This window comes from Modestobacter sp. SSW1-42 (assembly GCF_046635825.1).
In the GTDB taxonomy this organism is placed as follows: domain Bacteria; phylum Actinomycetota; class Actinomycetes; order Mycobacteriales; family Geodermatophilaceae; genus Modestobacter.
Window position 1 is genome coordinate 333,086 of record NZ_JBISCA010000004.1, and the last position, 20,301, is coordinate 353,386.

The window sequence follows — 20,301 nt, forward strand, 5'->3', positions numbered from 1 at the left end:
GGCGGACATGGCCCCGCGGGGCGTCAGCCGGGGTAGCGGCGGGAGGTGAAGACCCGGCCGGTCGAGGTGACCCGGGTCTGGGTGGAGCCGATGAGCACCAGGCAGCGCATGTCGACCGTCTCCGGGTCCAGGTCGCCGAGGGAGGTGACGGTGACCCGCTCCTCCGGGCCGCCGACGTCCCGGCCGACCACGACCACCGTCTCGGGCTTCCGCACCTCGAGCAGGACCTGGAGCGCCTCGCCCAGCTGGTGCGGGCGGGCCTTGGACCGCGGGTTGTACAGCGCGAGCACCAGGTCGGCCGACGCCGCGGCGCGCAGCCGGTCCAGGACGACGTCCCAGGGCTTGAGGACGTCGGACAGCGAGACGACCGCGAAGTCGTGGCCGAGCGGCGCCCCGACCCGCGACGCCACCGCCTGCGCGGCGGTCAGCCCCGGCAGCACCCGCACCTCGACGTCGGGGAAGCTCTCCGCCGCCACCTCGAGCACGGCCGCGGCCATCGCGAAGACGCCCGGGTCGCCGCTGGAGACCACGGCCACCCGCCGTCCGGACCGGGCCAGCTCCAGCGCGTGCGCCGCCCGCTCGGCCTCGACGCGGTTGTCGCTGGGGTACCGGGTCTGCCGCGGGTTGGCCGGCACCCGGTCCAGGTAGGGGCCGTAGCCGACCAGGTCATCGGCCTGCGCCAGCGCCTCGGCCGCCTCGGGGGTGGTCCAGCTGCGCTGCCCGGGACCGAGCCCGACGACGACGACCTCGCCGGTGGTCGGAGTCTCGTCGTCCTCGCCGAGACCGGGGTGGTTGCCCGGGCCGGTCAGCTCGCTGGGCAGCAGGGCCAGGGAGAAGTAGGGCACGGTGTCCGGGTCGACCTCGGCCAGCGGCAGTATCCGCTCGCGGTCGGTGGTGGCCCGCTCGACGTAGTACGCGCGGTCGAGCACCCCGGCGGCGTCGAAGGCCTCGCGGACGTTGCGGAAGGTGCGGCCCAGCTTCATCACCGCGGCCGAGTCGGTGGTCGACAGCCACTCGGCCAGCTCGTCGGCGTCCAGGGTGCCGGGCAGCACGGTGAGCACCTCGTCCCGCTCGACCAGCGGCCGGCCCAGCACCGCGGCCGCGCCGCTGACGCTGGTCACCCCGGGCACCACCTCGGTCGGGTACCGGTGCGCGAGCCGCTTGTGCATGTGCATGTACGAGCCGTAGAAGAACGGGTCGCCCTCGGCCAGCACGACGACGTCGCGGCCGGCGTCCAGGTGGGCGGCCAGCCGGGCGGCGGCGGCCTCGTAGAACTCGTCGATCGCGCCCTGGTAGCCGCCGGGGTGGTCGGTGGTCCCGGTGGTGACCGGGTAGACCAGCAGCTCCTCGACCTGGCCGGCGCGCAGGTAGGGCGCGGCCAGCCCGCGGGCCACCGAGCGGCCGTGCTGCGCGGCGTGGAAGGCCACGACGTCGGCCGCGCCGATCAGCCGGGCGGCCTTGACCGTCACCAGCTCCGGGTCACCCGGCCCCAGCCCGACCCCGTACAACCGCCCGGTCACCGGACACCCCCACGAGGGGCGGAGGTGGCCATCTTCGCCCTCATTCGACGGTGCTCGCGATGGCGTTGACCGCGGCGGCGGTGATCGCGCTGCCGCCCCGGCGGCCGCGGACGACGAGGAACTCCAGGTCGGCCTCGGCCAGGGCGTCCTTGGACTCGACCGCGCCGATGAAGCCCACCGGGATGCCGACGACGGCGGCCGGGCGGGGCGCGCCGTCGCGGACCATCTCCAGCAGGTGGAACAGGGCGGTGGGCGCGTTGCCGATCGCGACCACCGCACCGCCGAGCCGGTCGCCCCACAGGTGCATGGCCGCGGCGGTGCGGGTGGTGCCCAGCTCGCGGGCGAGCTCGGGGGTGCGCGGGTCGTTGAGCGTGCAGATCACGTCGTTGTCCTTGGGCAGCCGCTTGCGGGTCACCCCGGAGGCGACCATCTGCGCGTCGCACAGCACCGGGGCGCCGGCGTCCAGCGCCTCCCGGGCCCGCAGGACGACGTCGGGGGAGAAGTCGATGTCCTCGGTCAGGTCGACCTGGCCGCAGGCGTGGATCATCCGCACCGCCACCTGGGCGACGTCCTCGGGGAAGCGGGAGAGGTCGGCCTCGGCCCGGATCGTGGCGAAGGAGCGGCGGTAGATCTCGGCGCCGTCGTGCTCGTACTCGTACATCAACCCTCTTCGATCCGGTAACCGGCCGGCGTCGCGACCACGTCGACCACGTCGCCCGTCGGGCGTCCGCAGCGGCGCTCGCAGCCGACCCAGTGCTGACGGGCGCCACCGGCGGGCAGCGTCCGGGTGGCCACGGCGGCGACGGCGTCGGCCCGCACGTCGGCCAGCGACCGCGCGCAGCCCGGCCGGCCGGCGCAGGTGGTCACCCGCAGCCAGGGGCTGGCCTCGTCGAACACCATGCCGGTGCGGAACAGGTCGACGGCGGTGTCGTCGACGGTGTCCTCGGCGAGGTCGGGGACGACCACGCTGCGCCACGGGGTGAGCTGCACCTGCGCGGTGCGGTCGGCCATCAGCTCGGCCTGGTCGGCGGTGAGCCGGCCCAGCGGGACGACGCCGATCAGCGCCGTCCGGCCGTCGACCTGCGTGGCCGCGCCGACGGGGCCGACGAGCGGCGCGGCCGGGACGTCGACCTTCGGCTCCCGTGGGCCGTCGAGGCGGGCGGCGACCCGGGCCGGCCCGTCGGTCAGCTCGGTGACCCGCCAGGCGGTCGACCCCTGCGCGGCCCGCTCGGCGAGGAAGGCGCGGGCGGCGGCCAGGGCGAGCAGGACGGCGTCGTCGAGGCCGGCGCGCAGACCGGAGTCGACGCCGCCGACGAGCAGGGCGACCCGGTCGGGGGCCAGCGCCAGCAGGCCGACGTCGCCGCCGAGGCCGGAGACGTCGCCGCGGCCGTCGTCGAAGGTGGCCAGGAAGCGGCCGGGCAGCTCGGCGAGCGCGGGGTCGGCGCGCAGCCCGGCGTCGAACAGCGTCACCCAGCGGGAGGCGTCGACGTGACCCTCGCCGTCCCGGCCCGAGCGGGTGCTGGCCAGGGAGTTGCGGGCGCGCTCGTGGGTGTCGCTGGGCAGCAGCCCGGCGTCGGCGAGCCGGGCGCCCAGCAGTGCCTGGGTACCGGCCTGCAGGCCGCGCAGCTGCAGGTTGCCGCGGCTGGTGAGCTCCAGGTGGCCGTCGCCCAGGTCGCGTGCGGCGGCGGCGAGGACCCGCAGCTGGTCGGCGGTCAGCACCCCGCCGGGGACGCGGACGCGGGCCAGCTCGCCGTCGGCGGCGGAGTGGGTCTGCAGCGCACCGGGGCAGGCGTCGACCCGGTCGCGCACGGGGGCGACGGTGTCGGGGGCGACGGCGGAGTGAGCGGGGGAGGACATGGCGCCAGCGAGGTTACGTCCACCCCGCCACCCCGTCGTCGCCCCCGTGGCTCAGAGCAGCGAGGGCTGGTCGTAGGACATCCACACCGCGCGCCGCGCGGACCGGGTGCGCACCTTGGCCATCGCCTCGACCCGCGCCCGCTGGTCGGCGGTGGCACGGTGCTCGACCACGGCCAGCTCCGCCTCGCGCATGGCGCGCTCGGCCGCCTCCTCCTCGGGGGTCTCCGGCCGCTCCGGGCTCTCCAGGACGACGTCGTCGGCCCGCGCGCCGCGGTAGGGGCTGTCCTCGGGGAGGTTGCCGCTGACCCGGCCGTAGGCGCCCAGCGTCAGCAGCACCAGGCCGGCGCAGATGGAGAAGATGACGTTGGCGACGGAGAAGGCCAGGAAGTTCCAGTCGGTCTCCAGCAGCGCCAGGTTGACCAGCGCCGAGCCGAGGAACAGCACGCCGATCACCAGCATCACCGTCGACGCCACGCGCGAGCCGCGGACCGCGGCGAAGACCAGCACCGCCGCGGTGACCAGCGAGATCGTCGACAGCAGACCGTTGGACGACAGCCCGGCGATGCGCTGTCCGTCGGTGGAGAAGTAGTCCAGGCCGTTGGCCAGCCCCAGGACGCCGAACGCGGCGATGACCGCGGCGACGACCAGGGCGCCGATCCGGTGGACGACGGTGACGCGGGTCTTCTCCTCGGCGGGGGAGGACCAGTGCGGCAGGTGCAGGGTGTGGGTCATCACGGACTCCGGGGGAGGAGCGGGCGCCGGGCCGGTCGGCGTCGGCGGACACGCCCTACCCAGTTCTGTGGCACACAACTCGACGACTCGCCAGAGAAATGTCGTTGCGTCAGCAAACCATCGCGCAGCGTGGTCGGCAGGGGGGAAGGCGGACGGGGCTGCTGCTGTTGGGGGCCGGTGGAAGGAGCGTCATGACCAACCCCACGCCCCAGCACCACCCCGTCGACCTGCACTCCGAGTACCTGCGGGCCGACCTCTTCCTCGCCGTCGACCAGCCCGTCGAGGCCGCCAAGGTCCTCGTCCCGATCGTCGAGGCCGAGCCGGGGAACCAGGCCGCGCTCGAGCTGCTGGCCCGCAGCTACTTCCGGTCCGCCCAGCTGACCCGCGCCGAGGAGGTCCTCGGCCGGCTGGTCGAGCTCGCCCCGGCCAACGGCTGGGCCCGCCGCGCGCTGGCCCGCACCCTCGAGCGGCAGAGCCGGTCGCTCGAGGCCGTCGCCCACCACCGGGTGGCCGACGCCCTCGGCGTCGCCTGATCCCGTACCCCCGGTCGCGGGGGTGTGCCCGTGGACCGTCGAGCCCTGCCCCTGACCGGGGGCAGGGCTCGACCGTTGTGGACGACGGTCGCCGCGCGGCACCGGCGTGCCCCCGGGACGACACGCGGGGAAGAACCGGACATTTGCGCTCACTGATTGACCGCTGAACGCACAGGAGTGCACGCTTCCGCGCACAACAACTGCACATCCACCGAGAGGGTCACAGTGTCGTCACCCGTTTCGTTCCGCCGCCTCGCGGCAGGAGGGGCCTTCCTGGCCCTGACCCTGCTCGCGCCGGCGCTCTCCGGCACCGCGTCGGCAGCACCCGGCCAGCCGGGCACCCCGCCGCCGGGCGCGGGGTCCACGTCGATGATCGAGCCGGTCATCGACGCCAACTTCGCCGACCCCGACGTCCTGCTGGTCGACGGCGTCTACCACGCCTATGCGACCAACAACGAGGGTCAGAACGTCCAGCACCAGACCTCGACCGACCTCGTGCACTGGACGCCGCAGCCCGACGCGGCGCCGACGCTGGGCGCCTGGGTCGGCGCGTGCAGCTTCGCCCCCGGCGGGGCCACCGACAACTGCGTGTGGGCCCCCGAGGTGACCGCGGTCGACGGCGGCTACGCGCTCTACTACACCGCGCGCGACGCCACCTCCCCGCGGCAGTGCATCGGCGTCTCGACGTCCGCCTCGCCCGACGGCCCGTTCCTGCCCGTGGGCACCGAGCCGCTGGTCTGCCCGAACGGGGAGAACGGCACGACCGACCTCGGTGGCGCCATCGACGCGGCCACCTACTCCGAGGACGGCCAGCTGTACCTGCTGTGGAAGGCCGACGGCAACTGCTGCGCCGGCAAGACCGCGATCATCTTCATCCAGGCGCTGTCGGCCGACGGGACGACGCTCACCGGCCCGCCCGTCGAGCTGATCCGCCGCGACCTGCCCTGGGAGGGCAACGTCGTGGAGGCCCCGACGCTGGTGGAGCGGGACGGCACCTACTACCTCTTCTACTCGTCCAACGACTTCGGCGGCGGCGGTTACCGCACCGGGTACGCGACGTCGGACAGCATCACCGGCCCGTACACGAAGTCGACGACCGAGCTGGTCACCAGCGAGATGTTCCAGGACCACGTGCTCGGCTACGGCGGCCAGGACGTCGTCACCAACCCCGACGGCGGCACCTCGATCGTCTTCCACGGCTGGGACCCGACCTACTCCTACCGCGCGATGTACGTCAGCGACCTGAACTGGTCGGCCGACGGCGTCCCCGTGGTCGAGGAGGCCGCGGTGCGCTACCAGGCCGAGGACGGCGTGGTCACCAACGCCCGCGTGGTCGGTGACGACGCGGCCTCCGGGCTGGCCAAGGTCGGCGGCATGGACGCCACGAACAGCTCGGTGACGGTCCAGGTGCAGGCGGAGAAGTCCGGCCCGGCGACGCTGGGCATCCGCTTCACCAACGGGTCCTACGACGGGGCGACCCCGGTCGCGGCCACCGACACGCTCACGGTCAACGGGCGCGACGCCGGCACGGTCACCTTCCCGCACACCACCTGGGGCAACTGGCGGATGGCCGAGGTGCAGGTGCAGCTGAAGAAGGGGACGAACACGATCACCCTGACCAAGGCCACGTACTTCGCCGAGATCGACGCCTTCGACGTGTACGACGCCAGCCACGTCCCCGACCCGAAGGGCCCGCCCGCGGGCTCGACGACCACCCGGTACGAGGCCGAGCTCGGCACGGTCACCCACGCCCGCGTGGTCGGCGACGGCCGCGCGTCCGGTGGCGCGAAGGTCGGCGGCATGGACTTCGCCGACAGCGCGATCTCGCTGCAGGTGTACGCCGAGCGCGGCGGGCCGGCCACGCTGGCGATCCGGTTCGCCAACGGCTCCGACCGCGGCGGCTACCCCGTCGAGGCCACCGACACGGTCACGGTGAACGGGCAGGCGGCCGGCACGGTCACCTTCCCGTACACCCGCTGGGACAACTGGACGACGATCGAGCACTCGGTGCAGCTGAAGAAGGGCTGGAACACCGTCACGCTCACCCGCGGCACGTTCTACGCCGAGATCGACGCGGTCGACGTCTCCTGACGTCACCGTGCGGACGCAGGCCCCGGCCGCCGCTCGCGCGGCCGGGGCCTGCGTCCCGGTCAGTCCAGGCAGTACGCGGTGATCCGGGCCGTGCCGACGACGCCGGGCTGGTACAGGTCGACGAACCGCTGCGCGTCGGCGGCGGTCGCGAAGAACACCGAGACGCCCGTGTAGCCGACCGTCGGGTCCAGGCCGAGCGCCTCGACGGCGCCCCCGGTGCAGCCGATGTCGCCGATCCCGCCCTGGTAGCCGACCGCGGACAGCGCTGCCAGCGCCTCCTGCGTGCCGGTGAGGTCGTCCCCCCGTGCGACGTCGAGGAAGACCGCCCAGTACTCCCCGCCGTGGACGGCGACGGCCTCCGAGGGCCAGTCGGTGGGCCCACCGGTCGGTGCCGACGCGGAGCCGGTGGGCGCGGCGCTGGTGGGCGCACTGCCCGTAGGGGTGCCGGCGGAGGAGCGGGGCGTGCCGGTCGGGTCCGCTGCCGGCGGCGCCGGTGTCCCCGACGTCGGGGACGCCGGGGCCGTGGTGACCGGCTCGGTGACCGGCTCGGTGACCGGCTCGGTGACCGGCTCGGTGGCCGGCGCCGGCCCGGGGGTGGACGGCGCGGTGGTCGCCGGGACCGTCGGGGTGGCGACGTCGCGGTCCGGGGCGGAGGACAGCAGGGTCCCGGCCGCGGTGGACCCGCCGGCGACCACGAGGAGGCCGGCGCACACGGCCAGGACCGCCGTGCGGTTGCGGCGCTGCCGCTGGTGCCGGGTGCGGGCCGCCACCGCGTTGTGCCCGCCGTCCTCGTCGGGCAGGGCCGTGGCCAGGTCGTGCAGCCGGGCGCGGACGGTCGACTCCAGGTCGTTCACGGTCGCCTCCTCGAGAGGGTGGAGAGGTCGTCGGGGGAGGGCTGGGCGAGCAGGCCGCGCAGGACCGACAGCCCGCGGGTGACGTGGCTGTTGACGGTGCTGACCGAGCAGCGCATCAGCTGCGCGGTCTCGGCCTCGCTGCGGTCCTCGAAGTAGCGCAGCACCACGGCCGTCCGCACCCGCGGCGAGAGCTGGGCCAGGGCGGTGCGCATCTCGTCGCGCGCGGCGTGGTCGGCCTGGTGGTCGGCGGTGCTGCGGTCGGGGACCGACTCGACGACCGTCTCGGTGTTGGTCAGCCGCCGGCGCCAGTTCAGGTGTGTGTTGATCATCAGCCGGTGCACGTAGGCCGACCGGTCGTCGGCCCGCTGCACCCTCGACCACTTGCCGTAGGCGCGGGTCAGCGCCGACTGCACCAGGTCCTCGGCCAGTCCGCGGTCGCCGGTCAGCAGCCAGGCGGTGCGCATCAGCGCCGCGTTCTCACTGCGCGCGAACGCGGTGAACTCGTCGTCGTCCAGGGATCTCGCCCCCTCTCTCCATCTGTCGCGGTACTCACCCACACAGACACCCCGGCCGGGCGGGGAGACCCGAACCCGGCAGGTCACGATCGGGTCACGAGTCCGGCGGCTGGGGACCGTGCCGACGCGTCGAGGGCGCTGTGGTGTCCTGGGGGTACGCCGTCCCGCACGGGCACGCAGCGTCCGCCCGACCCGAGCCGCCGCTCGGCCAGAGGAGCCCGATGACCCGCCGCACCGCCCCCCGCCTGCTCGCCGCCGCCGCCGTGGCGCTGTCCCTGGCCGCCTGCGGCGGGACGGACGCGGCGTCCCCGCAGGCCGCCGGGAGCACCACCGCCGCGGCCTCGGACTGCCTGGCGGAGACGCCCACCACCGAGGCGCCGGCCGAGGTGTCCACCGACCTCGCGGAGGAGCCCGCGGCCCCCTGCTACAGCGCCGCGGCGCCCACCGAGCTGGTGCTCAGCGACGTCGTGGTCGGCACCGGGGCCGAGGCCGTCGCGGGCACCGACACCGCGGTGAAGTACGTCGGCGCCTTCTACGAGTCCGGCGAGGAGTTCGACGCCTCGTGGAAGCGCGGCGACGACTACACGCTGCCGGTCACCGTCGGCGCCGGGCGGGTCATCCCCGGCTTCGACCAGGGCATCGAGGGCATGAAGGTCGGCGGGCGACGGATGGTCACCATCCCCAGCGACCTCGGCTACGGCCCGCAGGGACAGGGCCCGATCCCCGGCGGGGCGACCCTGGTCTTCATCATCGACCTGGTCTCCGTCGGCTGACGCCCGCTAGCTAGCGGAGCACGGAGGTCAGCAGCAGGCTCGTCTCGCTGTTGAGCACCCCCGGGACCGACCGGATGCGGGCGAGGAGGGCGTCGAAGGCGGCCAGGTCGGCTGCCCGCACCTCGGCGACCAGGTCCCAGGCGCCGTTGGTGGTGTGCAGCGACTCGATCTCCGGGAAGCCGCCCAGGGCGGCGATGACCGCGTCGGTCGAGCGGCCCGCCACCTCGATCAGCGACACCGCGCGCACCCCGCCGGTCGTGGCGTCCTCCCGCACCCGGACGGTGAACCCGACGATCACCCCGGCGGCGACCAGCCGGTCCAGCCGGGCGGTGACCGTGGCCCGGGTGACCCCCAGCCGGCGTGCCAGGTCGGCCACCGGGGCGCGGCCGTCCTCCCGGAGGACCGCGAGGAGGCGGTGGTCCAGCTCGGTGAGGACGGTCATGAGCAGAAGGTAGAGACGGGCTGCGCAAGGTGGCCGGTCCGCCGGTGCGAAACGCGCGGTCCGCCCATCGACGGGCACCCGTCCCGCTCCCTAGCGTTGCGCCATGACGGAGTTCGTGGACGTGCGCAGCATGGTCCGGTGGGTCGCCGCCACCGGGCCGGAGCAGGTGGTGGCCGGCATCGCCGGGTACCTGACCGAGGACCTCCGCCGCTGGGAGTCCTTCGACAAGACCCCGCGGGTGGCCAGCCACACGCCCTTCGGCGTCATCGAGCTGATGCCCACCAGCGACGGCGAGCTCTACGCCTTCAAGTTCGTCAACGGCCACCCGGACAACCCCGCCCGCGGTTTCCAGACCGTGACCGCCTTCGGTGCGCTGGCCGAGGTGCACAACGGCTACCCGGTCTTCCTCGCCGAGATGACCCTCCTGACCGCGCTGCGCACCGCCGCCACCTCGGCGGTCGCCGCCCGCGCCCTGGCCCGCGCGGACTCCCGGCGGCTCGCGCTGATCGGAGCCGGCAGCCAGTCGGAGTTCCAGGCGCTGGCGATGCGCAGCGCCCTGGGCATCGACCAGGTCAGCGTCTGGGACACCGACCCGGCGGCGATGGCCAAGCTGGCGCGCAACCTCGGCCCGCTCGGCTTCGACGTCCGGGTCGCCACCTCCGGGCAGGACGCCGTCCGCGGCGCCGACGTCGTCACCACCTGCACCGCGGACAAGACGCGCGCTCGGGTGCTCGAGGCCGGGTGGCTGGAGCCGGGCGTGCACGTCAACGCGATCGGCGGCGACTGCCCCGGCAAGACCGAGCTCGACCCGGCGATCCTGACCGGTGCGGACGTGTTCGTGGAGTTCACGCCGCAGACCCGGGTCGAGGGGGAGATCCAGGCGCTGCCACCGGACTCCCCGGTGACCGAGCTGTGGGAGGTGCTCACCGGGCGGGCGCCCGGGCGCACCTCGGCCGGGCAGGTGACGGTCTTCGACTCGGTCGGCTTCGCCGTCGAGGACTTCTCCGCCCTCCGCTACGTGCGGGACGCCGTCCGGGGCACGCCCTGGGTGTCGCACGTCGACCTGGTGGCCGAGCCGGACGACCCCAAGGACCTGTTCGGGATGGTCGGCGCCCTGTCGCCGCTCGGGGTCTGAGCCGGCCGCCGGGTAGCGTGCGGAGCAACCACGGCAGTGCAGCAGGGAAGCCGGTGCGACACCGGCGCGGTCCCGCCACTGTGACCTCCTCACGGAGGGAGCCAGACACCTCGGCTGCCGTGTCCGACGACCCGGGGCGCGGACCCCGAGGGAGGCACCGCCGTGAGCTCACGCACCTTCACCCTGCTGTCCACCTCCGACACCGACCTGCTGTCGGCCCGGTCCAGCACCGCCGACTGGCGGCTGGGCAACCCCGCCCGGCTCGGTGCCGACGGGATGGTCGGGCTCGCCGCCGGCAGCGAGCTGGTCGTGGTGCGGATCCTCGGCGTCCGGCGGCAGTACGAGGAGATGCTGGCCCCGCTGCTGGCCTCGGGTGTGCCGGTCGTCGTCCTGGGCGGGGAGAACGTGCCCGACGCCGAGCTGATGGAGCTCTCGACCGTGCCCATGGGCGTGGCCACCGAGGCGCACGGCTACCTGGCGCAGGGCGGGCCGGGCAACCTCGCCCAGCTGCACGCCTTCCTCGGCGACACCGTGCTGCTCGACGGCGAGGGCTTCGAGCCGCCGTCGGTCGCGCCGGAGTGGGGCCTGCTCGAGCGGGAGGCGCGCACGACCGCGGGCCCGGTCGTCGCCGTCCTGTACTACCGGGCGCACCAGCTGTCGGGCAACACCGGCTTCGTCGAGGACCTGTGCCGCGCCATCGAGGACGCCGGCGGCCGCGCGCTGCCGGTGTTCACCGCCTCGCTGCGCACCGTCGAGCCCGGCCTGGTCGAGGTGCTGCGCACCGCCGACGCCCTCGTGGTCACCGTGCTGGCCGCCGGCGGCTCGAAGCCCGCGACCGCGCAGGCCGGAGGGGACGACGGTGCCTGGGACGTCGGGGAGCTCGCGAGGCTCGACGTCCCCGTCGTGCAGGGGCTGTGCCTGACCAGCTCGCGCGCCGTGTGGGCGGCCAACGACGACGGGCTGTCGCCGCTGGACGTGGGCAACCAGGTCGCCATCCCCGAGTTCGACGGCCGGCTGATCAGCGTGCCGTTCTCCTTCAAGGAGGTCGACGAGGACGGGCTGACCTCCTACGTCGCCGACCCCGAGCGCGCGGCGCGGGTCGCCGGCACCGCGGTCGCGCACGCCCGGCTGCGGCACACCCCGCCCGCCGAGCGCCGCATCGTGGTGATGCTGTCGGCCTACCCGACGAAGCACGCCCGGATCGGCAACGCCGTCGGCCTGGACACCCCGGCGTCGGTCGTCCGGCTGCTGGCCGCGATGGCCGGGCAGGGGTACGACATCGGCCCCTTCGACGGGCCCGACGCCCTCCCCGGCGTCGCCGACCTGGACGGCGACGCGCTGGTGCACGCGCTGATCGCCGCCGGCGGGCAGGACGAGAACTGGCTGACCGAGGAGCAGCTGTCGGGCAACCCGGTGCGGATCTCGGCCGCGGACTACCAGCGGCACTTCGACACCCTGCCGGCCGAGCTGCGCGAGGCGATGGAGGAGCACTGGGGCCCCGCGCCCGGGTCGCTGTTCGTCGACGACGGGCACATCGTCCTCGCCGGGCTGCGGGCGGGGAACGTCGTGGTGATGGTGCAGCCGCCGCGTGGCTTCGGGGAGAACCCGATCGCGATCTACCACGACCCGGACCTGCCGCCCTCGCACCACTACCTCGCCGCCTACTGGTGGCTGCGGCACTCGTTCGGCGCGCACGCGATGGTGCACGTGGGCAAGCACGGCAACCTGGAGTGGCTGCCGGGCAAGACCGTCGGGATGAGCGCGGCCTGCGGCACCGACGCCGCCATCGGCGACCTGCCGCTGGTCTACCCGTTCCTGGTCAACGACCCCGGCGAGGGCACCCAGGCCAAGCGCCGGGCGCACGCCACCCTGGTCGACCACATGGTGCCGCCGATGGCCCGCGCCGACTCCTACGGCGACATCGCCCGGCTCGAGCAGCTGCTCGACGAGCACGCCAACATCGCCGCGATGGACCCGGCGAAGCTGCCCGCCGTGCGCCAGCAGATCTGGACGCTGCTGCAGGCGGCCAAGCTCGACCACGACCTGGGCCTGGCCGAGCGACCCGAGGACGACCACTTCGACGAGATGATCCTGCACGTCGACGGCTGGCTGTGCGAGATCAAGGACTCCCAGATCCGCGACGGCCTGCACGTCCTGGGCGCCCCGCCCAGCGGGCAGGACCGCATCGACCTGGTGCTGGCGATCCTGCGCGCCCGGCAGATCTGGGGCGGCTCGGTCGCGCTGCCGGGGCTGCGGCAGGCCCTGGGCCTGGTCGAGGACGGGACGGCGGGGCTGCACGAGACCGACCGGGTCGAGGCGCAGGCCGAGGCGCTGGTGGCCGGCATGGAGGCGCGTGGCTGGGACGCCACGGCGATCACCGACGTCGTCAGCGGGGTGCTCAGCCGCACCGACGACGAGGTCACCGAGGTGCTGCGCTTCGCCGTCGAGGAGGTCGTGCCCCGGCTGGAGCGCACCACCGACGAGCTGACCAACACCCTGCACGCCCTCGACGGCGGCTACGTGCCGGCCGGGCCGTCGGGCTCGCCGCTGCGCGGGCTGGTCAACGTGCTGCCGACCGGCCGCAACTTCTACTCCGTCGACCCCCGCGCCGTCCCGTCGCGGCTGGCCTGGGAGACCGGGTCGGCGATGGCCGAGTCGCTGGTCGACCGCTACCGCGCCGACCACGGCGGGGAGTACCCGCCCTCGGTCGGGCTGTCGGTGTGGGGCACCTCGGCCATGCGCACCGCCGGGGACGACGTCGCCGAGGTCCTCGCGCTGCTCGGCGTCCGCCCGGTCTGGGACGACGCCTCGCGGCGGGTCACCGGCCTGGAGCCGGTCGACCTCGACGAGCTGGGGCGGCCGCGGATCGACGTCACGGTGCGCATCTCCGGCTTCTTCCGCGACGCCTTCCCGCACGTGGTGACCATGCTCGACGACGCCGTCCGGCTGGTCGCCTCGCTGGAGGAGCCGGACGCCGACAACTTCGTCAAGGCGCACGCCGACGCCGACACCGCCGTCCACGGCGACCGCCGGCGGGCCACCACCCGGGTGTTCGGCTCCAAGCCGGGCGCCTACGGAGCCGGGCTGCTGTCGCTGATCGACTCCCGCAACTGGCGCGGGGACGCCGACCTCGCCGAGGTCTACGCGGTCTGGGGCGGCTACGCCTACGGCCGCGACCTCGACGGCGTGCAGGCGCGGCCGGACATGGAGGCGGCCTACAAGCGGATCGCGGTGGCGGCGAAGAACATCGACACCCGCGAGCACGACATCGCCGACTCCGACGACTACTTCCAGTACCACGGCGGCATGGTCGCCACGGTCCGCGCGCTGACCGGCTCCTCGCCGGAGGCCTACATCGGCGACTCGACCCGGCCCGAGCAGGTGAGGACGCGGTCGCTGACCGAGGAGACCTCGCGGGTGTTCCGCGCCCGGGTGGTCAACCCCAAGTGGCTGGCCGCGATGCGCCGGCACGGCTACAAGGGCGCCTTCGAGCTGGCCGCGACCGTGGACTACCTGTTCGGCTACGACGCCACCACCGGCGTGGTCGCCGACTGGATGTACGAGAAGCTCGCCCAGACCTACGTCCTGGACCCCGAGAACCGGGAGTTCATGGAGAGGTCCAACCCGTGGGCGCTGCACGGCATCGCCGAGCGGTTGCTGGAGGCCGTCGACCGCAAGATGTGGGCCGAGCCGGACCCGGCGCTGCTGGCCGAGCTCCAGCAGGCCTACCTGGACACCGAGGGCGACCTGGAGGGCGGGGACACCCCCGCCCAGACCGCCGCCGCCCGCGGCTGACCGCGGGGCTCAGACTCTGATCAGGTGACCTGATCGAACTCTGTCCTCCCTCACCAACGCTGCTGAGGGAGGACAGACGGTGATCAGGTGACCTGATCCACGTCCGACTCCGCGCCGACGCGCCCGCGCAGGGTGGCGGCGTCGGCATCGCTACGTTGGAGACAGTCGCCCGGGACAACCGGGCAGGACCGGGGAGGCGACCCGGTCCGCACTACCGAGGGGGAACGCACGCATGGAGCAGGCCGATCCGATGAACGTGGTGGTGATCGGGGCGGGCCCGGCAGGCCTCACCGCCGCCTACGAGCTCACCAAGCGCCACGTGCCGGTGACGGTGGTCGAGGGCGACGCGATGGTCGGCGGCATCAGCCGCACCGCCGAGCGGGAGGGGTGGCGCTTCGACATCGGCGGGCACCGCTTCTTCACCAAGGTGCCCGAGGTCGAGGCGCTGTGGCACGAGATCCTCCCCGACGAGGACTTCCTGCTCCGGCCGCGGATGAGCCGCATCTTCTACGACGGCAAGCTCTACGACTACCCGCTCAAGGCCTCCAACGCCCTGCGCAACCTGGGCCCGGTCGAGGCGCTGCGCTCGGTGGGGTCCTACTTGAAGGCGAAGGTCAGCCCCCCGACCAACCAGGACACCCTCGAGGGTTGGATCGTCGCGCGGTTCGGGCAGCGGCTGTACGAGCACTTCTTCAAGACCTACAACGAGAAGCTCTGGGGCGTCTCGGTCGACAAGCTGCCGGCCGACTGGGCCGCCCAGCGGATCAAGAACCTGTCGCTCACCAGTGCGGTGATCAACGCACTGACGCCCAAGCGCAAGCAGACCGACATCACCTCGCTGATCGAGGAGTTCCAGTACCCCAAGTACGGCCCCGGGATGATGTGGGAGGCCGCCGCGGACAAGGTCACCGCCGGCGGTGGCACCGTGGTCCTGGAGGAGAAGATCCAGACCGTCCACTGGGAGCCCGGACGCGGTGTCACCGGCCTGACCTCCGTCGTCACCGGCGGGTACGGACCGGGTGCGGGTGCTCCTGAGGCCACCCGCACCGACGTCGGGGCACACAAGGACTACCCAGCCGACCACGTCATCTCCTCGATGCCGTTCTCCTCCCTGGTGAAGGCGCTCGACCCGGCGCCGCCGGCTGAGGTGCTGGCCGCCGCCGACGCGCTGAAGTACCGCGACTTCCTCACCGTCGCCGTGGTGCTCCCGGTCGAGGCCGGCTTCCCGGACAACTGGATCTACATCCACTCCCCGGACGTCGAGGTCGGGCGGATCCAGAACTTCGGCTCGTGGTCGCCGTACCTGGTCAAGGACGGCCGCACCTGCCTGGGCATGGAGTACTTCGTCAACGTCGGTGACGACACGTGGAGCCGTTCCGACGAGGACCTGATCGCGCAGGGCGGCCGCGAGCTCGAGCAGCTCGGGCTGGCCAAGGCCACGGACGTCGAGCGCGGCTTCGTCGTCCGGATGCCGAAGGCCTACCCGTTCTACGACGCCGACTACAAGGCCAACGTCGAGGTCATCCGCCGCTGGATCGAGGCGAACACGCCGAACCTGCACCCGGTCGGGCGCAACGGCATGTTCCGCTACAACAACCAGGACCACTCGATGCTCACGGCGCTGCTCACCGTGCAGAACATCGCCGACGGTGCGCACCACGACGTCTGGGACGTCAACGTCGAGGAGGACTACCACGAGCAGGGTCCGGCGGACCGCGACGCCGACCGCTGACCCACTCCAGGATCAGGTGACCTGATCGCCGGTGCTCCTGGCTCACGGTGGGAGGTGAGCCAGGAGCACGTGGGCCGAGTCAGGACGCCGGACACCGATGAGTTCGGCCCCGCCCGGCGGTCTCCTCCTGCATGACGACGACGCTGCTGGCGATCGGCACCCGCAAGGGGCTCTGGCTCGCGACCAGTGAGGACCGGCGCAGCTGGTCGCTCTCCGCACCGCACTTCCTGATGACCGAGGTGCCCAGCGTGGGCATCGACGTCCGCTCCGGGCGCACCCGCCTGATGGTCGGGGTGCGCTCGGAGCACTTCGGGCCCACCGTCGTGCACTCCGACGACCTCGGGGTGACCTGGGACGAGCCGAACGGCGGGGCCATCCGGTTCCCGGCCGACACCGGGGCCGCGGTCGAGCGCATCTGGCAGCTGCAGCCGGACTCCGCCGACCGCCCCGGCGTCGTGTGGGCCGGCTGCGAGCCCATCTCGGTCTGGCGGTCCGAGGACGGCGGCAGCTCCTTCGCCCTCGACCGCGGGCTGTGGGACCACCCGCACCGCACCGAGTGGGGCGCGGGCTACGGCGGCGCGGCGGCGCACTCCGTCGTCCCAGGGCCGGCCGCGACGGTGCACGTGGCCATGAGCACCGGCGGCGTCTACCGGACGACGGACGGCGGCCGCTCGTGGCGGCCCCGCAACTCCGGGATCGGCGCGTACTTCATGCCCGGCCCGGCGCCGGAGTTCGGCCAGTGCGTGCACAAGATCGCCCGGGACGCCGCCGACCCCTGTCGGCTGTACGCGCAGAACCACCACGGCGTGTACCGCTCCGACGACGACGGGGACTCCTGGACCTCCATCGCCGACGGGCTGCCGTCGGACTTCGGGTTCGTGATGCTGGCCCACCCCTCCCGCGGCGGCACGATCTGGGTGGTGCCGCTGGTCGCCGACGGCGAGCGGGTGCCCCCGGGCGGCCGGCTGGCGGTGCACCGCAGCGAGGACGCCGGGCAGACCTGGCGGGAGCTGCGCACCGGGCTGCCCGACGTCGAGTACAACGCGGTGCTGCGCGATGCGGCGTGCGTCGACTCCGGTGACCCGGCCGGGGTCTACCTGGGCACCCGCGGCGGCGACGTGTACGCCAGCGCGGACGAGGGCGACTCGTTCGTGCAGGTCGCCGGTCACCTGCCCGACGTGCTCTGCGTGCGGGCCGCGGTGCTGCCGTGAGGGTGCCGGTGCGGCTGCCGCGGATGCTGACCGACTGCACCGGCGGCCACACGTCGGTGGTCCTGGACCTCGCCGCGCCGGTCACCGTCGGCGCGCTGCTGGACGCCCTGGCCGCCGACCACCCGGTGTTCGACCGGCGGGTGCGGGACGAGACCGGTGCGCTGCGCCGGTTCGTGAACGTCTACGTCGGTGGGGACGAGGTGCGTCGGCTGTCGGGACTGGCCACCGAGGTGCCGGCCGGGGTCGAGGTGATGGTCGTGCAGTCCGTCGCCGGCGGCTGACGCGGTCGGTCACCCCTGCGCCGCGGGCCCCTCCAGGGCGGCGGCGCAGGCGGCGAGGTCGTCGCGCAGCCGCACGACCTCGGCGGGGGACCGGTCGCCCAGCATCCGGCGCTCGACCCCGGCGACCGCCCGGCTCGCCCGGCCGAGCAGGTCGGTGCCCGCCGCGGTCAGCCGGGTGGGCAGCGCCCGCCCCTGCGGTGCGGTGGCGGAGCGGCTCAGCAGGCCGCGCTCCTGCAGGCCCTGCAGCACCGCCTGCATCGACTGGCGGGTCACGAACACCCCGCGGGCCAGCTCGGCGGAGGAGAGACCGGGGCGCTGGCCCAGCAGCTCCAGGCAGGCGTACTGGGTGACGGTCAGCGACAGCGGCTCCAGCTCGGCCTCCATCGCCGTCCGCAGTGCCGCGGCTGCCTGCTTCAGGGCGTAGCCGACCGACGAGTCGAGGTGGACCTCTTGCGCCATGTCAGGATTCTGACATACGGTCTCGGTGTCAGGAACCTGACATCCAACTCCAGGAGGACCTCATGGCCGCTGTGACCGGACCCGACTTCATCGCCCTGCAGGTGCGCGACCTGGCGGCGTCGGCCGCCTTCTACGAGCAGCGGCTGGGCCTGCGCCGCGCGCCGGTCAGCCCACCGCGCGCGGTCGTGTTCGCCACGACCCCGACCGCCTTCGCCGTGCGCGAGCCACTGCCCGGCGTCGACCTGGACGCGGCGGTCCCGCGCCCGGGGCTGGGTGTCGCGGTGTGGCTGCACACCGACGACGCGCAGGAGCTGCACGACTCCCTGGCCGGCGCCGGGGTGCCGGTCCTGGCCGAGCCCGTCGACGGGCCGTTCGGGCGGACGTTCACCTTCGCCGACCCCGATGGCTACGCGATCACCGTCCACGACCGCACCTGACCCCTGCCCGGTGGCCGGGGCCGGGGCCGGCTCAGGGCAGCAGCAGCGCGGCGGCCAGCAGGGTGACCGTGGCGGTGACCTCGCCGAGCGCGCCCATCACGTCGCCGTTCACCCCGCCCAGCCGGGCGCTGGCCCGCCGCCGCAGCAGCTCGGCGGCGCCCCAGCCGAGCACGACGGCGACCGCGAGCCGGACGTCGGCGGCCGCGGCGACGGCCAGGGTGACCAGGGCAGCGCCGGCGAGCCAGGGGCGGGAGACGGTGCCGGCCACGGCCTGGCCCAGCGACGAGCCCGCGGCGATCGCGGTGCCGGCCAGTCCGGTGCGCGCCATCGCGACCCGGGCGGCGACGGTGGCCACGGGCAGTGCCGCCCACCCGCCGTCGGCGGCCAGCAGCGGGGCCAGGCAGGCGACCTGCAGCAGCAGCGTGAGCACCAGCGTGGTGACGCCGAACGGGCCGACGTCGCCGGCCCGCATCACCGCCAGCGCCTTCTCACGTCCGCGCAGGGGGCCGAGCCCGTCGGCGGTGTCGGCCAGCCCGTCCAGGTGCAGGCCCCGGGTCAGCGCGGCCAGGACGGCGACGGCCAGCACCGCGCCGATCAGCGGCTCGCCGTACCGGGCGGCGAGCCAGCCGGCCGCGGTCGCGAGCGCGCCCAGCACGAGGCCGACCAGCGGCGCCCAGGGGAGCACGCCGCGGGCGGTCTCGGCCGCGGGCACCCGCGCGATCGACAGCATCGCGAACGACTCCGCCGGCCCGGTCCAGGGGCGGCGCGTCATCGCAGGCGCTGGGGGAGGCCGGCCACCACGAACCACACCTCGTCCGCGGTCGCGGCCAGCCGCTGGTTGACCGTGCCCAGGGTGTCGCGGAACAGCCGGCCGGCGCGGGTCTCGGGCACCACGCCCAGCCCCACCTCGTCGCTGACGGCCACCACGTGCGCCGGGGTCATCACCCAGTTGCTGACCAGGGCGTCGCAGCGCTCGCCCAGCCGCTCCCGTGCCGCGGCGGCCTCGGCGGGGGAGGAGCGGTCGGCGGCGTGCGCACCGGCGTCCTCGGCGACGTCCCAGATGCCGGTCTCGTCCATGAGCGCGGCGACCCAGGTGGTGATGCTGTCGACCAGCACCGCGCCACCGCGCACGAGCTCCGAGGGTGCGGTGGTCTCGACCGTGCGCCAGTGCGCCGGGCGGCGGGAGCGGTGGGCGGCGACCCGGGCGGCCCACTCGGCGTCGGCGTCGTCGACCCGCGAGGTGGCCAGGTAGGTGACCTCGTCCCAGCCCTCGAGCAGCTGCTCGGCGTGCGCGGACTTCCCCGACCGCGAGCCGCCGAGCACCAGCACCCGGCTCACGCCAGCACCAGCCGGGTCACGGTGCCGTTGTGCGGGGTGACCGCCGGCATGGCGTCGGGCCCGAGCCCGGCGACGACCGCCTGGAGCGCGCGGATCGTGTCCCCGTGGGTGACCAGCGCGACCACGTCGGCCGGCGGGGTGGTCCGCAGGCCGGTCAGGAAGGCCGAGACCCGGGCGTGCAGCTGGGCCAGGCTCTCCCCGCCTTCGGCGGACCAGTGGACGTCGGTCCAGTCGACGACGTCCCACAGCTCGCGGGACGGGCGGCCCTCCAGCACCCCGTAGCCCTGCTCGCGCAGCGCGGGGGTGGTGGTGACGGGCAGGCCGGTCGCGGCCGCGCAGTGCTCGGCGGTCTGGACGGCCCGCAGCAGGTCGCTGGACAGCAGCGCCCCGGGGCCGGCGCCGTCCCGGGTGAGGGCGGCGAGCTCGGCCGCGGCGGCTGCCGCCTGCTGGTGGCCCAGCCCGGTGAGCGGGATGCCGGGGGTCTGCCCCTGCATCCGCCCGGCGGCGTTCCACTCGCTCTGGCCGTGCCGGACGAGCAGGAGGGTCAGCGGTGCGGGCATCGTCCGAGCAGCGTAGGTGGTCGGGCCAGCGGTCCC

Annotated in this window: 20 protein-coding genes and 1 riboswitch; of the genes, 9 read left to right on the plus strand and 11 right to left on the minus strand. The window is 74.4% G+C overall.

Annotated elements, in window-relative coordinates; translation table 11 throughout:
• Positions 1–23: 23 nt before the first annotated feature.
• Genes ACGBYP_RS15900 through ACGBYP_RS15915 form a run of 4 tightly spaced genes read right to left on the minus strand, consistent with a single transcriptional unit; the run spans position 24 to position 4,109 of the window.
• Positions 24–1,520 (minus strand): precorrin-2 C(20)-methyltransferase, encoded by a 1,497-nt coding sequence (locus tag ACGBYP_RS15900; RefSeq protein WP_411585657.1) that lies wholly within the window; start codon positions 1,518–1,520, stop codon positions 24–26.
• 40 nt (positions 1,521–1,560) lie between these two features.
• Positions 1,561–2,181 carry a precorrin-8X methylmutase gene (locus ACGBYP_RS15905; RefSeq protein WP_411585659.1) on the minus strand — a complete coding sequence of 207 codons (621 nt, stop codon included), beginning with the start codon at positions 2,179–2,181 and terminating at the stop codon, positions 1,561–1,563.
• The gene (locus ACGBYP_RS15910; RefSeq protein ID WP_411585660.1) at positions 2,181–3,377 is read right to left on the minus strand and encodes a precorrin-3B synthase; all 1,197 of its coding nucleotides are present in this window, start codon (positions 3,375–3,377) and stop codon (positions 2,181–2,183) included. Before ACGBYP_RS15910 ends, ACGBYP_RS15905 begins: the two co-directional genes overlap by 1 nt.
• 51 nt (positions 3,378–3,428) lie before the next feature.
• A complete protein-coding gene (locus ACGBYP_RS15915) occupies positions 3,429–4,109 on the minus strand; it encodes a DUF4383 domain-containing protein (protein ID WP_411585661.1) in 681 nt (226 codons plus the stop codon).
• A 191-nt stretch (positions 4,110–4,300) separates the two neighbouring features.
• Here ACGBYP_RS15915 and ACGBYP_RS15920 point away from each other — a divergent pair, with 191 nt between their 5' ends.
• The gene (locus ACGBYP_RS15920) at positions 4,301–4,642 is read left to right on the plus strand and encodes a tetratricopeptide repeat protein (RefSeq protein ID WP_411585662.1); all 342 of its coding nucleotides are present in this window, start codon (positions 4,301–4,303) and stop codon (positions 4,640–4,642) included.
• Positions 4,643–4,867: 225 nt separating this feature from the next.
• Positions 4,868–6,733: a family 43 glycosylhydrolase gene (locus ACGBYP_RS15925; protein WP_411585663.1), complete on the plus strand. Its 1,866-nt coding sequence runs from the start codon at positions 4,868–4,870 to the stop codon at positions 6,731–6,733.
• A gap of 59 nt (positions 6,734–6,792) precedes the next feature.
• On the opposite strand, the gene ACGBYP_RS15930 is transcribed toward ACGBYP_RS15925, so the two are convergent.
• On the minus strand, positions 6,793–7,587 hold the full coding sequence (locus tag ACGBYP_RS15930; RefSeq protein WP_411585664.1) for a hypothetical protein: 795 nt from the start codon (positions 7,585–7,587) through the stop codon (positions 6,793–6,795).
• Entirely contained in the window at positions 7,584–8,144 is a 561-nt protein-coding gene (locus ACGBYP_RS15935; protein WP_411585666.1) for a SigE family RNA polymerase sigma factor, read from the minus strand. The genes ACGBYP_RS15930 and ACGBYP_RS15935 overlap by 4 nt, the downstream gene beginning before the upstream one ends.
• A 179-nt stretch (positions 8,145–8,323) precedes the next feature.
• Between ACGBYP_RS15935 and ACGBYP_RS15940 the strand changes: the two genes are divergently transcribed.
• Positions 8,324–8,875 (plus strand): FKBP-type peptidyl-prolyl cis-trans isomerase, encoded by a 552-nt coding sequence (locus ACGBYP_RS15940; RefSeq protein ID WP_411585668.1) that lies wholly within the window; start codon positions 8,324–8,326, stop codon positions 8,873–8,875.
• Positions 8,876–8,885: 10 nt separating this feature from the next.
• Here ACGBYP_RS15940 and ACGBYP_RS15945 read toward each other — a convergent pair whose 3' ends face one another.
• Positions 8,886–9,317, minus strand: a complete 432-nt coding sequence (locus ACGBYP_RS15945; RefSeq protein WP_411585669.1) for an Lrp/AsnC family transcriptional regulator — start codon at positions 9,315–9,317, stop codon at positions 8,886–8,888.
• 103 nt (positions 9,318–9,420) lie between these two features.
• On the opposite strand from ACGBYP_RS15945, the gene ACGBYP_RS15950 reads away from it, so the two are divergent.
• The 5 genes from ACGBYP_RS15950 to ACGBYP_RS15970 all read left to right on the plus strand — a co-directional run bounded on the left by ACGBYP_RS15950 (position 9,421) and on the right by ACGBYP_RS15970 (position 17,471).
• Entirely contained in the window at positions 9,421–10,452 is a 1,032-nt protein-coding gene (locus ACGBYP_RS15950; RefSeq protein ID WP_411585671.1) for an ornithine cyclodeaminase, read from the plus strand.
• Positions 10,453–10,495: 43 nt separating this feature from the next.
• Positions 10,496–10,563: riboswitch (cobalamin riboswitch) on the plus strand.
• 51 nt (positions 10,564–10,614) lie between these two features.
• On the plus strand, positions 10,615–14,247 hold the full coding sequence (cobN, locus tag ACGBYP_RS15955; protein ID WP_411585673.1) for a cobaltochelatase subunit CobN: 3,633 nt from the start codon (positions 10,615–10,617) through the stop codon (positions 14,245–14,247).
• A 232-nt stretch (positions 14,248–14,479) separates the two neighbouring features.
• Positions 14,480–15,979 carry an NAD(P)/FAD-dependent oxidoreductase gene (locus ACGBYP_RS15960; protein WP_411585675.1) on the plus strand — a complete coding sequence of 500 codons (1,500 nt, stop codon included), beginning with the start codon at positions 14,480–14,482 and terminating at the stop codon, positions 15,977–15,979.
• A gap of 131 nt (positions 15,980–16,110) precedes the next feature.
• Positions 16,111–17,190, plus strand: a complete 1,080-nt coding sequence (locus ACGBYP_RS15965) for a WD40/YVTN/BNR-like repeat-containing protein (protein WP_411585676.1) — start codon at positions 16,111–16,113, stop codon at positions 17,188–17,190.
• Positions 17,187–17,471: a MoaD/ThiS family protein gene (locus ACGBYP_RS15970; protein WP_411585678.1), complete on the plus strand. Its 285-nt coding sequence runs from the start codon at positions 17,187–17,189 to the stop codon at positions 17,469–17,471. The genes ACGBYP_RS15965 and ACGBYP_RS15970 overlap by 4 nt, the downstream gene beginning before the upstream one ends.
• A gap of 9 nt (positions 17,472–17,480) precedes the next feature.
• On the opposite strand, the gene ACGBYP_RS15975 is transcribed toward ACGBYP_RS15970, so the two are convergent.
• Positions 17,481–17,930: a MarR family winged helix-turn-helix transcriptional regulator gene (locus ACGBYP_RS15975; RefSeq protein WP_411585680.1), complete on the minus strand. Its 450-nt coding sequence runs from the start codon at positions 17,928–17,930 to the stop codon at positions 17,481–17,483.
• A 62-nt stretch (positions 17,931–17,992) separates the two neighbouring features.
• Between ACGBYP_RS15975 and ACGBYP_RS15980 the strand changes: the two genes are divergently transcribed.
• Positions 17,993–18,367: a VOC family protein gene (locus tag ACGBYP_RS15980; RefSeq protein WP_411585682.1), complete on the plus strand. Its 375-nt coding sequence runs from the start codon at positions 17,993–17,995 to the stop codon at positions 18,365–18,367.
• 31 nt (positions 18,368–18,398) lie between these two features.
• Here ACGBYP_RS15980 and ACGBYP_RS15985 read toward each other — a convergent pair whose 3' ends face one another.
• Genes ACGBYP_RS15985 through ACGBYP_RS15995 form a run of 3 tightly spaced genes read right to left on the minus strand, consistent with a single transcriptional unit; the run spans position 18,399 to position 20,265 of the window.
• A complete protein-coding gene (locus ACGBYP_RS15985; protein WP_411585683.1) occupies positions 18,399–19,139 on the minus strand; it encodes an adenosylcobinamide-GDP ribazoletransferase in 741 nt (246 codons plus the stop codon).
• Positions 19,136–19,705, minus strand: coding sequence for a bifunctional adenosylcobinamide kinase/adenosylcobinamide-phosphate guanylyltransferase (gene cobU, locus ACGBYP_RS15990; RefSeq protein ID WP_411585684.1), 570 nt, complete (start codon positions 19,703–19,705; stop codon positions 19,136–19,138). The genes ACGBYP_RS15985 and cobU overlap by 4 nt, the downstream gene beginning before the upstream one ends.
• Positions 19,702–20,265, minus strand: coding sequence for a histidine phosphatase family protein (locus ACGBYP_RS15995; protein ID WP_411585686.1), 564 nt, complete (start codon positions 20,263–20,265; stop codon positions 19,702–19,704). The genes cobU and ACGBYP_RS15995 overlap by 4 nt, the downstream gene beginning before the upstream one ends.
• Positions 20,266–20,301 lie beyond the last annotated feature (36 nt).